Genomic DNA, 14379 nt, shown 5'->3' with positions numbered 1-14379 from the left:
CCACGGCGTCTCCAAAGAATACTTTCCAGGGTATCTGAACGAAATGGCTTTTCGGTACAATCATCGTCATGAAAATATCTTTGAAAAACTTGTCAAAATGATCACTAATTTGGTGCAAGATCCTTTATAATCACCTTGTTTTATGATGATAACGTATTTTATTACTATCCGAATCCGTGAGCTGCGATTATTGCGACATTTCAAATCGAAAGGGGTTCCATCATGAAATTCAGGAAAATTAAAGAAAACGTGTTTTTCGGCGGCGCCATTGACTGGGACAGGCGGCTGTTTGATTCGCTCATTCCCCTGCCCGACGGCACGAGCTACAACGCCTATCTTGTCAAAGGAAGCGAGAAAACCGTGCTCATCGATACGGTTGACCCGACAAAGGTCGACATCCTCATGGATCAACTCAAAGGCATTGAGAACCTCGACTATGTGGTCGCGCATCACGCCGAACAGGACCATTCCGGCGCGATTCCGGTTGTTCTCGCGAAATATCCCGCGGCGAAGCTGATCACTTCGCCGAAGGGCAAGCCCATGATCATGGACCACCTGCATGTGGCGGAAAACAGGATCGTCACTGTGAACGACGGCGAGACCCTGTCGCTGGGCGATGACGCGCTCCAGTTCATTCATACGCCCTGGGTGCACTGGCCCGAAACCATGGTGTCCTATCTCAAGGGAAAACACATCCTTTTCACCTGCGACTTTTTCGGTTCCCATCTCGCAACCACCGACCTGTACGCGACCGATGAGGCGCGCGTTTACGAATCGGCGAAGCGCTACTACGCCGAAATCATGATGCCCTTCCGCCATACCATAAAAAACAATATCGCAAAGCTCGAAGGGCTCTCCATAGAAATCATCGCGCCGAGCCACGGCCCCCTGTATAACAAGCCTGCCTTTATCGTTGAGGCGTACAAAGACTGGATTTCCGACACGCCGAAGAATTCCGTGGTGCTTCCCTATATCTCCATGCACGGCAGCACCAGGCTCATGGTGGAATACCTCGTCGGGTCGCTGACGCACAAGGGAATCACCGTGTACCAGTTCGACCTGGCCGCCACGGACCTCGGCAAGCTCGCGATATCGCTCGTTGATGCCGCCACGCTCGTCGTGGGCGCGCCCACGGTGCATGTGGGGCCGCACCCGGCCGTGCTCTACGCCGCCACCCTCGCCAACGCGCTGCGGCCAAAGCTGAAATTCGCGTCAATCATCGGGTCCTACGGCTGGGCCGGCAAGGCCGTTGAACAAATCTCTGCCGCAATACCGAACCTTAACGTGGAGGTTCTCACGCCTGTTCTGTGCAAAGGCCTGCCCAAGCAGAAGGATTACGACGCTCTTGAATCGCTGAGCGCGGCGATCAAGGAAAAGCATCAGGCCGGCGGATTGACAGAGGCTTCATAGAACGGTGTTGTGGTATCCCCGAGGGAAAATATATTTTCATTAGTTAAACGGTCGGGTTGTTATTTCGACATTTTCCGGGGTTCCCACCATGAAAATAATTTTTCCAGCGTTCTTCATTCTCTGCTGTCTTTCGCTTGCATTTTCGGAAACCCATGTTTCCGGCGACATACGCACCGCCGTTCTCGATTCGTCGGGCAACCCGTATATCGTTGATCAGGATTGGGCGGTGCCTGCCGGAAAAAAACTCACCATCAAAGAGGGATGCGTCTTTCTGTTCAAGGCGTTCACCGGGCTCAACGTCGTGGGTTCCCTGCAGGTTTCCGGATCACGGAATCATCCGGTCGTTTTCACCTCTGTCAATGACGCCGAATACAACCCGAAAAGCGACCAGCAGGCAAATCCCTTTGATTGGAACGGAATCCTTGTTTCCAAGGAAGCAAAAGGGGCGCAATTTGAAAATATCGCACTGCGATACGCGGTATACGGGATTCAGTCCCAGAGTCTCAATGTGTCCATCCAAAACGGCGTCTTCAAGCAAAACGGCCAGTTCCACTGTAAAATCGGCGATAAAATGCAATATGTCCAGGACAATATTCCCTTTTCGTATACCGCGACCACAACCGCTCCTGAAACTTCTACCTCAAATGAAATTGCCACTGCGGCAAATAAAACGCCAGAGGCGAAAAAGGCCAAAGCAAGCGGCAACACGCTCGTGGTGCGCTACACGTCCTTGGGCGTCGGCATCGTGGGCATAGCGGCAGGCAGCATCATGCTTATACCATGGAGCAACGCGAAAAAGGAACTGAACCTTTCACATGACGCATTTGTTGCAAAATATCATGATGACCCGGGCGGGCAGTGGACCAAATTCGACAATGACATAATCGGTTTCGGCTGGGGTTCCACGATTTCTTACATTCTTGGCGGTCTGGGCCTTGCCGGGTTCGGCGTTTCCTTCGCATTTTAATGCCTGCCCAGGGCCACAAGATGCTGTTCTCCAGGTAAATTATGGTCCGCCATTTCGGGTACATCGAAGGCTACTACGGAAAAATGCTCTCCTGGGACGAGCGTCTTTTCCTGTGCGATTGTCTTGCGCATCTTTCGCTCAACACCTATCTTTACGCGCCCAAAGAAGATCCCTGGCACCGCAGGCAATGGAAAATTCCCTACCCGCAACACTGGATTGACTCCTTCCGGCGTTTCGTGCAACATGCGGTAAAAAAAAATCTGAATGTGGTGCCCGCGCTTTCGCCGGGACTATCGTTCGATTACATGAGCGCCGCCGATTATGCGACGATGCTTGAGAAATTCTACGTTTTTATCGAGAGCGGTGCAACAACCGTCGCCCTTCTCATGGATGATATTCCCGATTCCCTTCCTGCAAAATCCGTAAAGGCATTTTCATCGCTCGGGCAAGCGCACGGAAAGCTTCTTTCGCGTCTGCAAAGCGATCTGCGAAAACACTCGCGGCATCTTTCGCTTTGGTTCTGTCCCACCATTTATACCGATCAGTTTGCGGGGGACGGCATCGACAAATCAAAGTACTGTGACGACCTTGCAAGTTCAATTCCTTCCGACATCAACGTGCTGTGGACGGGGCCGGCGGTCATCTCCGAAAAACTCGACAAGAAAAGCCTGAGCAGGGTATCGCGGATGTTCAACGGCAACATCCTGTTGTGGGACAACATGTATGCCAACGATTACTGCCCGCACCGGCTTTTCACCGGCCCCTACCTCGGGCGGTCTAACGATGTTCTTATGGCGACCAGGGGAATTCTCCTTAACCCCACGGGAATGCCGCACACCGATTCGTTTCTGCTCGCGCTGCTTGCGGCGTTTACAAAGAAGATTCCAGCTAATCAAGCATGGAAAAAAACAATGTCGCAACTCCCCGTTGCCAACGAGCTTGCCGCCGTATCCCGCTTTTTCGACCTGCCGTTCACCCGCGTCAGCGCCGCCGATTGCGGGAATCCAAGACTTTCACAATACCATAAGGCGTTGCACCGCCTTATCTGGGACTGGAAATCCCCGCTTCAGCGCGAATGGTATCCGTTCCTTTACATGCTCGACACCGACCTTAAGCTCCTGCAGAAGAAAGCAGGCTCGCCGGAAACGGAAAAGTGGATCAATAAAAAATATCCTCCCGTTTTATCACGGGTTCTTCTTTCCGGATCTGATGCCCCTGCAGGTGCCGGCGTATGACATACTCATCCCCATACTGCATGCAGCTGGCGCTTGAACTCTTTCCACCGCCGTCATTTGCCGAGCTGCTTTCTCAAGGGCACGTCACCACTATCGCCGTCGAAGCAAGCCCCAGGCTCCGGTGCGGCTGGCGCGCCGTCATTGACGCCAAAACAGGTCTTCGCCGCCTCACCGTGCCCGCTTTTCTCGAAAGCGCTCCCCGCGAAGTAAAATCGGCACTCATTGACTGGGCTTTACTTCCGGTAAAGGCCCGCGGCCAAGTGCCTCGCAGGCGCAAGAAGAACCTTGAGCGCCTCGTTTTCGATTACATCGCCTCAACCGGCATTGAAACGAGAAACCGTTCGACGTTTGACCCTTGCCGCTATTCAACAAAAGGCATTATCTACGATCTTGCCGAAGTATTCGACAGCCTGAACAGCCGTTTTTTCAACAATACAGTTATTTCGTATATGCGCTGGGGCAGGCACCCGCTCCGTTCCTATCAGACAACCAGGCGGGGCCCACGGGGGGAACGGTGCAACCTCATCACGATCGGCGCGATGTACAACAGGCCGGATGTTCCGCGATACGCGATCGAAGGAATAATGCACCATGAAATGCTGCATATCGCGGTTCCTCCGCTTGTTGCCGGCGCACGCAACATCATTCATGGGCCGCAATTCAAACAAAAGGAACGTTTATTTCCGCACTACAGGGCCTGGATTGAATGGGAAAAAATCCAGTGCAAACGCATAGCCAGGAGAGTATGATCCATGCAGGTACCTGTCGGCCCGAAAGGAACCCGCGACTTTTATCCGGAGGACATGGCGCTTCGGGAAGCAATTTTTTCATCGTGGCGGAACACCTGCGCGCGCTATGCGTTCGAGCCTTACGACGCGCCCACGTTCGAGCACCTTGAGCTCTACACCCAGAAATCGGGCGAAGAAATCGAAAAGCAGCTCTATGTGTTCGAAGACAAAGCGCAGCGCAGGCTTGCGCTGCGTCCCGAGCTCACCCCTTCCCTGGCGCGCATGGTGGCGGCAAAAGGCAACACGCTCAAGCGGCCGGTGCGCTGGTATTCCATTCCGCGGCTGTATCGATATGAAAAAATGCAGAAAGGCAGGCTCCGAGAGTTCTTTCAGCTTAATATGGACATTCTGGGGATCCCCGACCTGAGCGCGGACGCCGAGCTCATCGCAGCCTCTATAGACATGATGCGCGACCTCGAATTCACTTCCGATGATTTCTCGGTCCTTATATCGAGCCGCAGCTTGCTTGAAGAGATGTTTCTTTCCATGGGCATTCCCAAAGACAAACTCCTGCTCCTGTACGCAGTGCTGGACAAACGCCACAAAATACCGCCCGACGCATTTGACGCGGAACTTGCCGCTGTCGTTTCTCCTTCGGCAAGCGCAGGCGCCATCCGCGACGCGCTCGCGGTTACCTCGCTGTCAGACCTGTCGCGCCTCGCCGGAAATCTTCCATCCATCATCACGCTCCAGCAACTGCTTGCCAGCATAGACGCCTACGGCCTCGCCGAATACGCCGCCTTTGACATCGGCGTTGTACGGGGCCTTGCCTATTATACCGGCATCGTATTCGAATTGTTTGATAAAAAACGCTCCCTGCGCGCCATTGCCGGCGGCGGCCGGTACGACAAGCTCGTCAAGCTCTATGGCGGGCCGGACACCCCCGCGGTAGGATTTGCCGCCGGTGATGTGGTGCTTGGAGAAATGCTCGGTGAAAGAAAGTTTTCCGTACCTTCATCGCGATCCAGCGTTTTCATCGCGTCGCTGAACGAATCCGGCCATCCCCTCGGTGCGATACGCGTCGCGACCGTGTTGCGCAACGCCGGAATTTCATGTGAGTTTTCCCTGAAAAAAACAGGCATCGGCAAACAAATGGAACAGGCACATGCCGCGCGGTCCGCTTTCGCGGTTATCATCGGCGGCGAAGAGGAAAAACAGGGGCAGGTCAAGGTGCGAAATATGAGATCGGGCGAAGAATCCCTCGTGCCGCGGGAAAACCTCGCTGTATGGCTCAACGCGGCGCTCAAAGCCCGCTGAGTTCGGCGCGGCTTGCATCCAAATAAATAATGACATATCTTACAACCATGTCCGACAGAAAATTCGGCTACATAATTTTATTTTTTTTCCTGCTTTTGGTTGTTACCGGCATTTGCGTCGCGCTCTACGCTATTTTGGCTTCCGGCGATACAAGGGTGGTTGCATTTTCCGAAATCGGCAACCTGCGTGTTGAAGATCCGGTCCGCATGAAGGGCATCTCGGTCGGCGTAATAAAAAAGATTGAAAGAACTAAAAAAAACGTCCTAGTTTCCGTGCAATTCAGCCGACCGCTTAACATCCACAGCGGATATTCTTTCGCCACGGTAGATCAGGGGCTGATGGGCGACCGGATCATCCAGATAAGCTGCGGCGACAACGCCGCACCGCTCATTGCAGCTCGAGACACGCTGGAAGGAACTTTTTATCCGGGTGTTTCCGAGGCGATAGGATATGCCTGGCTTTTACGAGAGGTGGTCGACACCCTAGTACGTTACAGCGAGCAGCTGCTGCACGGCACCTCTAAAGGAAAATCCCTTGTCGCCCAAGTCAAGGGCGTCCTTTTCGTCGCAGACTCGCTTTCGAGAACATTTTTATCAACCACCAGGGACTTTGACGCCGGCCTCTCCCGCCAGATTGACTCGATTGATGCGTTTGTCGTTAAAACCGCTCTCTTGTCGACCTCGGCGGCTGCCAAGACCCCGGAATATTTCGACAATATGTCCTTCATGATTCGCACGCTGTCAAAAGCGCTCGTCACGCTTGACACAACAGTAACTATGCTGCATACCCTGACATCGAACCTGCAGAAACCGGGTGCCGTTCTGTTCGGCAGCGACGCCGACAACGTCAGAAAGAAGCTCGTGGAACTGCGGGAGATGGTTCGCGCAATCCGGATTCATATGCTTGAGTTCAACGGGCTGTTTTAACTATGCGGAATTGGATTTTTGTCATAGTCATTTTCTGCTGCTTGCTTAGCGCCCTTCCTTTTTCCGCAAACGGGGCCAACGACAGCCTGTATTTTTTATACCAGAGATCAACATATCTAGAAAACCTGCAAACACCCGGCGGATGGTGGGCCAATCCTGCCCTCACCGGGGAAATAAATACGCCCATCGGGTATACCCTTAACGTGACTCCCCTCGGAAACCGCTACACGCTTGCTTCGGTAAAATTTCTTTTCCCTTTTCTTAATAGATTCGGGGCCGGGATCGGAATCATGGGTACCGGAATAGCGCCCGACCAATCCACCCAGGTAACCTCGTCGGGACTTAGTTACAATAGCCATTTCACCTTTTCGAACCCGAGCTTCCAACTCGGATTCGGAGGCAACCTCCCAGCTGTCGGCAGCGCGGGCCTGCTTGTTGACCTTGGAGCTGAAATGTTGCCCGACGGTTTTGGAGGTTCATCAGATTTTCTAGTCGCGCGATGCGGGCTTGGGGTTCTTACTCCCTATTATTTCAAAGTATTATCACTCTCTCTTACCGCGATGGCGACAATGCATTTCTGGGATCGCATGTATATGGACGAAAACGGCAAAATAGGCATTCGCACGAAAATTCTCGATGACTTGATTCTGGGATCGGCTGAATACACCTTTTCTTTCAAATCTGCCGCTGTCGAATCCTTTTATCCCTCCTCTCAATTCTTTTATGAGGTTTTTAAAGCCACTGTTTCCGTTCAAATCTATAAGGTTGCTGGGATTTTGGCGGGTTACAGCACGGATTTCGGCCAATTTTCGTATTACGGCAGCGGCAATGGCAATTGCCTGCATGCCGGGATTGAACTGCGCCCTCAAGATGCCTATCCATTTTTCGGCGGTTACGATTTGGGGATAAGCACCACTTTCCGTGATCTTTTCATCCATAGAATCTGGATCGGCTATCGCTTTTTGAAACGCCAATAGCCCCGGAGGCAAGAAAAAAATAACTTTTTTTCAAAGGCTTTCAGGAATGTTTTTCCATATCCGTTTGCAAAATCGTTTCTTTACATAGTGCTAAATTCAGACTGTTTGTAAAATAGCATGAAGTAAAACAAGGTCTCGCGCCCCGTCAAAGCCCACGCCGGAAACTGCCGCATTTGCAGGGAGAGCCGAAGTGCGGAGTTTACTTCCTGCCAGCAGCCGTTTTTGACAATAGACAAAGAGGTTCCCCATTTACAGAATAGCATTTTTTTCAAATGGTCAATTGACATGAAAATGTTACAACATCATTACAAATAGAGTAAAAAAAAATCCTTTGACATCATGTCATTGAATATTATATTGTTTTTAAAGAACCAAACTTTTTTTATGTGGACAACCGCATGTTGACAATCGGTTGAAAGTCTGTTGACAACCAGTTGATAAAAATCTTACATGCTTAACAATATACTTGAGAAATAAATTGCAACTAACTGATATTAAGCGTATTAAACAATATAGTTTTCCAAAAAATTCCAATTTTTCCATCTTTAATTTCCATGTTGACTATAACCATTTTGTAAAGAAACAATGGTGTTGATAACATGTTGATGAATGAGCTATCTTCCGACTTCTCAACCAGTTCTCCATGGCAGCAATGCCTTCAGAAAATACAGAAAGAAATTTCCCCATCCACCTTTGAAACATGGTTCAGGACAACAGATCTTTTCTTGTCCCCCGACGGCCATGCGAACATCCAGGTTCCCAACCAGTTTTTCGCGGATTTCATGGAACAGCATTTTTCCTCGCTCATCAAGGCAATGCTTCTTGAGTGCGCAATTACTTTTAAATCTATCACTTTCATTCCTACTGTAAAAGACTGGAAAATCGTTACACCGCTTTCAGAAACAATTACCGAAGCCCAAATAAAAAAAATTCCGCAAGCAGTCGAAAGAAAAGGTCAATTTCATCCAAATTATACCTTTAATAAATATATTGTCGGAGACTGTAACCGAATGGCGCATGCTGCGGCACTTGCTGTTGCCGAGGCTCCAGGTAAAACGACATTTAACCCCCTGGTGATTTACGGCGGAACAGGTTTGGGAAAAACCCACCTTCTTCAGGCGATCGGGCATTTTGCCCAAACAGAGGAAACCGCTGATTGCATCATTTACATGACAAGCGAGGAATTCACCACTCAATATATTAATTATGTGATCGATAAAAAGGATTCCACATCATTTTATAAAAAATTCAACGATGTCGATCTATTGCTAATAGACGATATCCATTTTCTGGGCGGAAAACCCGGCACCCAAAAAGAATTCTTCAGGATTTTCAACAGGTTGCTTCTGGAAAAGAAACAGATTATCCTTTCCTCGGACAGACCGCCCGACAAGATAACCGACATGATGGAACACATCATCAATAGATTTATGGGCGGCCTCATTGCTGATATTCAGCCCCCGAACCTAGAAACAAGAATGGCGATTTTAAGGAAAAAAGCCGAAACAGATGGTCTCCTTCTTCCTGATGAGGTCATTCAGTTCATCGCCGGCCATATAACATCCAATGTGCGTGAACTGGAAGGAATCCTTATCAAACTCATCGCTTCCTCTTCTTTTACAGGAAAAGATATCAACCTGCAGGTTGCGCAAGAAATCTGCGGTGACATTATTTCCAGGAAAGATCAGCGGATCAACGTGCACTTTATTCAGCAGAAAGTCGCTGAATCTTTCGCTATCAGCCCCAACCAGCTTACCGCCCACTCGCGCAAACGCGACGTTTCACTCCCCCGCTCCATAGCGATGTATTTGTGTAAAAAATGGACCAAACAGTCCTTGCGCACCATCGGTCTGGATTTCGGGGGCCGGGATTATTCGACGGTCATCCACGCATGCAAGAAAATCGAGGCGGACGTGGAAGCTGATGAAAAGTTAAAACAACGAATTGAAAAGATCGAGGAAGTGTTAAGACCGTTGGCGTAATAGGTCTTCACTGCAATCGTCTTCATTTTCGCCTTCCTTCTCCCTTTATTTCTCGTTTTTAATTGTTTTTATGTTTAACTTATCTTTTTATCATCTGCTCCCAGCAAATAAACGCATCAACTAAAATTGGAAGTAATTATATTTTATTGATCCATATTTTCTTAGGAAAGAAACTTTCCAGATCAATGGGTTTATTAAAAGGAATTTTCTTTCATGAACGTCATGCTCAGACGCGCCCGCGAAATCCTCTCCGCCGAAGCGGCGGCCATACTCAACATTCCCCTCGACACCCATTTTACCAAGGCCGTTGACATCCTGTTTCACTGCAAAAACAAAGTCGTCACCACCGGCATGGGTAAAGCCGGAGACATTGCCCAAAAGGTCGCAGGCACCCTGTGTTCCACCGGAACCCCCGCCTGTTTTCTGCATCCCGGCGAGGCCGCGCACGGCGACCTGGGGTTGCTTGACAAAGGCGATGTGATTCTGGCGTTTTCCACGAGCGGCAAGACCCGCGAGGTCATCGAGATGCTCGAGCGGGCGGCAGGCCTTGGCATCCATGCCATGATCGGCATCACCTCGCACCCCGACTCAACCATCCGCAAATTGTGCAACGTGGTGATCAGCATGGGGGAAATCACCGAACCATGCCGGCTCGGCCTCACGCCCACGGCCAGCACCGCGGTAATGCTCGCTCTGGGCGACGCGATCGCGCTCGTCCTTATGGAAAAAAGAAAGTTCTCCAAAGAGCAGTTCGGCCTCAGGCACCACGGCGGCTACCTTGGCCAAAAAGCGCGGCAGCCGCATTCCGGCCCCACGTCAGTGTCCATTTGACACGCGGGTTTTCCCCTCATGAAAACGTCGTGCGATTTTCTCGTCATCGGCAGCGGCATCGGCGGTCTGAGCTTTGCCATACGCGCGGCGCGGGCCGGCACCGTCATCATGATCACGAAAAAATCGGACAGCGAATCCAATACCAACTACGCGCAGGGCGGCATTGCCTGCGTTCTCGACCCAGGTGACAGCTTCGAGAGCCACATTTGCGACACGCTCGTGGCGGGCGCCGGACTGTGCGACGAAAAGGCGGTAAGGATCATCGTGGAAGAAGGGCCGGCCCGCATTGCCGAACTCATAAACTGGGGAACCAGCTTCTCAAGATCCAGGAAATCAAAGGCCGCATTTCACCTTGATCTCGGACGCGAGGGTGGCCATTCGGTAAACCGGATCGTTCATGCGCACGATTTCACGGGCCGGGCCGTTGAAGAGTCACTGCTGCGCCAGCTCAGAAGACACCCCAACGTCACGCTGTACGAAAACCATTATGCGGTGGAGCTGATCACCAACCATTACATCAAAGGCTCGCGCGGACCCAACACCTGCTTCGGCGCGTACGTGCTTGACACGACGAAACGCGCCATCTTCGCCGTGCAGGCGAAAATCACCTGTCTTTCGACCGGCGGGTGCGGCCGGACCTATCTGCACACCACCAATCCTGAAATCGCCACGGGCGACGGCGTCGCCATGGCGTACCGCGCGGGCGCCTGCATCGAGAACATGGAGTTCATACAGTTCCACCCCACCACGCTGTACCATGAAGGGGCCGACTCCTTTCTCATTTCGGAGGCGCTCCGGGGATTCGGCGCCGTGCTTAAAGACAAAAGGGGCCGCAAGTTCATGGACCAGTATCACCCCCTGAAATCGCTTGCCCCGCGCGACATCGTGGCGCGCGCCATCGACAACGAGATGAAGAAATCGGGCGACAGCTGCGTGTTTCTTGACATACGGCACATACCGGCGGCGGCCGTGCGCCGCAATTTTCCGGTGATCTACCGGCGCTGCCTTGACTACGGCATCAACATCACCACCGACCTCATTCCCGTGGTGCCCGCCGCCCATTACCTGTGCGGCGGGGTGAAGGTCGACGAAAACGGGCAGAGCACCATAGCCCGGCTGTTCGCATGCGGCGAAGTCTCCTGCACCGGTTTGCACGGCGCGAACAGGCTCGCGTCAAATTCGCTCCTCGAGGCGCTCGTGTACTCCCGCCGCGCCGCGGATTTCGCCACCGCGAATGCGGGGGGCATGGAGCGCCTCGATAGCCGTCGCATCCCGCCGTGGGACGACCGCGGCACTATTGACAATGAAGAATGGGTGCTGCTGTCGCACAACGTCACCGAGGTACAGTCGGTGATGTGGGATTACGTGGGAATCGTGCGTTCCAACCTTCGGCTGGAACGAGCGCTGCGGAGGATACAGTTTCTGGAAAAGGAGACCGAAAATTTCTACAAACGCACGAAAATAACGCCGCGACTGCTGGAACTTCGCAACGTCGTGACCTGCGCGAAGCTCATCGTCCTGTCCGCGCTCCGGCGGCGCGAGAGCAGGGGCCTGCATTTTACCACCGATTATCCCAAGCAGGATGATCTTCATTGGAAACGAAATACCCTTCTTGTCAAGCCCCTGCCGCGCAGGCAATCCTGACCATTCCGTAAGAACGGAGCGATCATGGCCTTAACGGTTCTTATATTGCTTATGACGGCCGGGTTCGCCCTTGCCGCGGCATTTTATCTGGGCCGCAGAAAAGCCGTTCCCGCCGCATTTTTTATCTGCGTGCGTTTCCTGCTTGCGGCCGCGCTGCTGTGCGCTTTCTTCGAACCGGTGTTGAAATTCGAACGGCTCGACACAAAGCGTCCGGCCGTTCCCGTGCTCGTGGACGCATCCATGAGCATGCGGCTGTTCGATCCGCGTTCTTCGGTTCTTCCGTTTCTGCGCATGCTCGATTCGTTACAACAGGCCTCGCCAGCATCTCTTGCGTTCAAATTTTATTTTTTCGGAGACTCGTTGCGTGGTTCTTCCTTGTCAAGGATACCCGGTTTTTCCGATTTGCATAGCTTTCTCCCGGCTGCGATTACGGAAAAAGCGATCCACGATGCACAGGTTGTCTTGATTGTCTCGGACGGCAATCTTTCAAACCTTTCTTCCCCCAAAGGCATTTTGCAGGAAAAATCCTGCTATTACCTTAAACTGCCGCCCGCGTCTCCTTTGCCCTTTTTGCAATCCGACCTTATCAGCAGCCGTGAGAGCGTACCGCTTGACTCGCCGGCCGCCGCGGTCCTTCAGGTCCATGGATTCTTCTCGAAACAGCAACAGATCCAATTATCGTGCAGACAAGGCGTGTCTCCTGTTGCACAACGTTCCATCAAGGTCGATTCAGGTTATTTTTCGGATACGGTGACGTTCAGGCTTCCAACTTCACGTCAGGGCAGGTCCGTTTACGCTGTTTCGGCCTGCAATGCCGCCGATTCCTTGCGTACAGACCTTTTCTTTACCCAGACGGTCATTCCCCAGCAGTTGCGCGCGAAGATCATTTCGATTTCTCCGCTTTTAGACAGGCGTTTTCTCACGCTTGCCCTCGAAAACGACGCGCAATGGCGCATCGCCGGACCGGAATCAAAGGAATACGACGCCCTGTTTCTGTTTGACTTCAACGAAAGCACGTCTCAAGCGTTTGCATCCTTGCACCCGAAAGGCATAGTCGTGTTTCTTGGCGCGCTTCCCTGCTCCAGCCGCGTTGACATGGCACCCGCCTCATTCTCTCTCATTTCTACAAGCCCGTATGATACCCTTGCAAACCGGATCATTTCGGCAACCCTGGCGCCCCCATCGCAGATCCAGGTGTGCATTCCTCCGTTCCTTGTGCACAGCCGCGTGGCACTGGCGAGCCTTGTTCAGGATGAAAACAGCAGGAATAAACCTCCTGATACCATTCCTTTTATTACCGTGGGAAGTTTTAAGGGCCGCAGCGCCATTGCCGTGGCCGGCCGCGGGCTATGGCGCGCGGATTTTTTGCCGTTGTCGGTCGCGAGAGAAAGCGAAACACCCGCCATGATGCAGTTCATAGCCGCGTTTGTCAAGAACCAGCTTCTTGAAAACCTCCGCGAGAACCTTGCGGTGTATCCCAGCGCCGCCGAGCTGTACGAAAACGATTCGCTGCCCTTCTCCGCGCTGCTTCCGCCGGATTTCTCCCGCGGCGGGCCATTCATCGAGTCACCCGCCGCCAAGAACAGTTTCGCCGTCCGGTGCGTCGTGGATTCGGGCGGGAAGAAAATTCTCGATTCCCTTTACAATCTCACGGGACTTGTCCAGCGGGACAAAGCCTCATTTGTGCTTCCCCCGCTGGCCGCAGGAGCCTACCATTACACCTGCAGCATGGCGCCCGGCCAGGTCCAACGCCACTGCTCCGATTCCTTCTACGTGAGCGTTAACAGGCAGGAATTGTCGGTGGCCGGCCAGAATACCGTTCTGCTCGATGAATTCGCCCTCCCGCTCTCATCGGCGGAACCCAAAGCCGTTCTTCAGGTGTATGCGGCGAATTCTCTCGGCAGGCGCGCAACGGTCACCCAAAACCTGGAACTGAGGCAGGGATGGGTCCTGCTTTCAATCATCCTGTCCCTTTTTACCTTGGAATGGCTGGCGCGCAGGCGAAAAGGCCTGGACTGATGCAATGCCAGCCTTGCTTTCCTTTTATAAAAAACGTATTTTTAATCAATCCAAAACATTTTACAGACGAAAGTAGGTGATACAGCAATGAACGGCATCATTTTAAGGGAAGACGAGCCTTTTGAAAAAGCCCTGCGCCGTTTTACCAAGACATGCGAACGGGCCGGGATTCTTTCCGACATTAAGAAATACCGCCATTACGAAAAGCCCAGCGAAGAAAGAAAAAGGAAGATAAACGCTTCGCGCCGGAAAAAGATCCGCGACGAGAAGCGCTTCAGCTTCAGGGCGCCGAAGTATTTCAACTGAGAATTGAACAAGAGATGAGGGCAAGAAATTGCCGCCT

General features: G+C 52.2%; 12 protein-coding genes. All 12 read left to right on the top strand.

Annotated elements, in window-relative coordinates; all coding sequences use genetic code 11:
* Positions 1-222: 222 nt before the first annotated feature.
* The 12 genes from VLX68_02085 (at position 223) to rpsU (ending at position 14342) form a co-directional block, all read left to right on the top strand.
* Positions 223-1410 (top strand): FprA family A-type flavoprotein, encoded by a 1188-nt coding sequence (locus VLX68_02085; protein ID HUI91012.1) that lies wholly within the window; start codon positions 223-225, stop codon positions 1408-1410.
* An 88-nt stretch (positions 1411-1498) separates the two neighbouring features.
* Positions 1499-2377 carry a hypothetical protein gene (locus VLX68_02080; protein ID HUI91011.1) on the top strand — a complete coding sequence of 293 codons (879 nt, stop codon included), beginning with the start codon at positions 1499-1501 and terminating at the stop codon, positions 2375-2377.
* Between the two features lie 41 nt (positions 2378-2418).
* Positions 2419-3612 carry a beta-N-acetylglucosaminidase domain-containing protein gene (locus VLX68_02075; GenBank protein HUI91010.1) on the top strand — a complete coding sequence of 398 codons (1194 nt, stop codon included), beginning with the start codon at positions 2419-2421 and terminating at the stop codon, positions 3610-3612.
* Positions 3609-4361: a hypothetical protein gene (locus VLX68_02070; GenBank protein HUI91009.1), complete on the top strand. Its 753-nt coding sequence runs from the start codon at positions 3609-3611 to the stop codon at positions 4359-4361. The genes VLX68_02075 and VLX68_02070 overlap by 4 nt, the downstream gene beginning before the upstream one ends.
* Positions 4362-4364: 3 nt before the next feature.
* Entirely contained in the window at positions 4365-5657 is a 1293-nt protein-coding gene (gene hisS, locus VLX68_02065; protein HUI91008.1) for a histidine--tRNA ligase, read from the top strand.
* A gap of 47 nt (positions 5658-5704) precedes the next feature.
* Positions 5705-6583 (top strand): MlaD family protein, encoded by an 879-nt coding sequence (locus VLX68_02060; protein ID HUI91007.1) that lies wholly within the window; start codon positions 5705-5707, stop codon positions 6581-6583.
* Between the two features lie 2 nt (positions 6584-6585).
* On the top strand, positions 6586-7560 hold the full coding sequence (locus tag VLX68_02055) for a hypothetical protein (GenBank protein ID HUI91006.1): 975 nt from the start codon (positions 6586-6588) through the stop codon (positions 7558-7560).
* 605 nt (positions 7561-8165) lie between these two features.
* Entirely contained in the window at positions 8166-9542 is a 1377-nt protein-coding gene (gene dnaA, locus VLX68_02050; protein HUI91005.1) for a chromosomal replication initiator protein DnaA, read from the top strand.
* A gap of 213 nt (positions 9543-9755) precedes the next feature.
* Complete coding sequence (locus VLX68_02045; protein HUI91004.1) at positions 9756-10373, top strand: SIS domain-containing protein; 618 nt, start codon at positions 9756-9758, stop codon at positions 10371-10373.
* Between the two features lie 18 nt (positions 10374-10391).
* Complete coding sequence (gene nadB, locus VLX68_02040) at positions 10392-12017, top strand: L-aspartate oxidase (protein HUI91003.1); 1626 nt, start codon at positions 10392-10394, stop codon at positions 12015-12017.
* Positions 12018-12041: 24 nt separating this feature from the next.
* The gene (locus VLX68_02035) at positions 12042-14036 is read left to right on the top strand and encodes a hypothetical protein (protein ID HUI91002.1); all 1995 of its coding nucleotides are present in this window, start codon (positions 12042-12044) and stop codon (positions 14034-14036) included.
* An 87-nt stretch (positions 14037-14123) separates the two neighbouring features.
* The gene (gene rpsU / locus VLX68_02030) at positions 14124-14342 is read left to right on the top strand and encodes a 30S ribosomal protein S21 (GenBank protein HUI91001.1); all 219 of its coding nucleotides are present in this window, start codon (positions 14124-14126) and stop codon (positions 14340-14342) included.
* The last annotated feature ends 37 nt before the right edge of the window (positions 14343-14379 follow it).

The organism is Chitinivibrionales bacterium, from assembly GCA_035516255.1.
Taxonomy (GTDB): domain Bacteria; phylum Fibrobacterota; class Chitinivibrionia; order Chitinivibrionales; family FEN-1185; genus FEN-1185.
The sequence above is the reverse complement of the archived record's forward strand: the minus strand, read 5'-3'. Positions and strand labels throughout refer to the sequence as shown.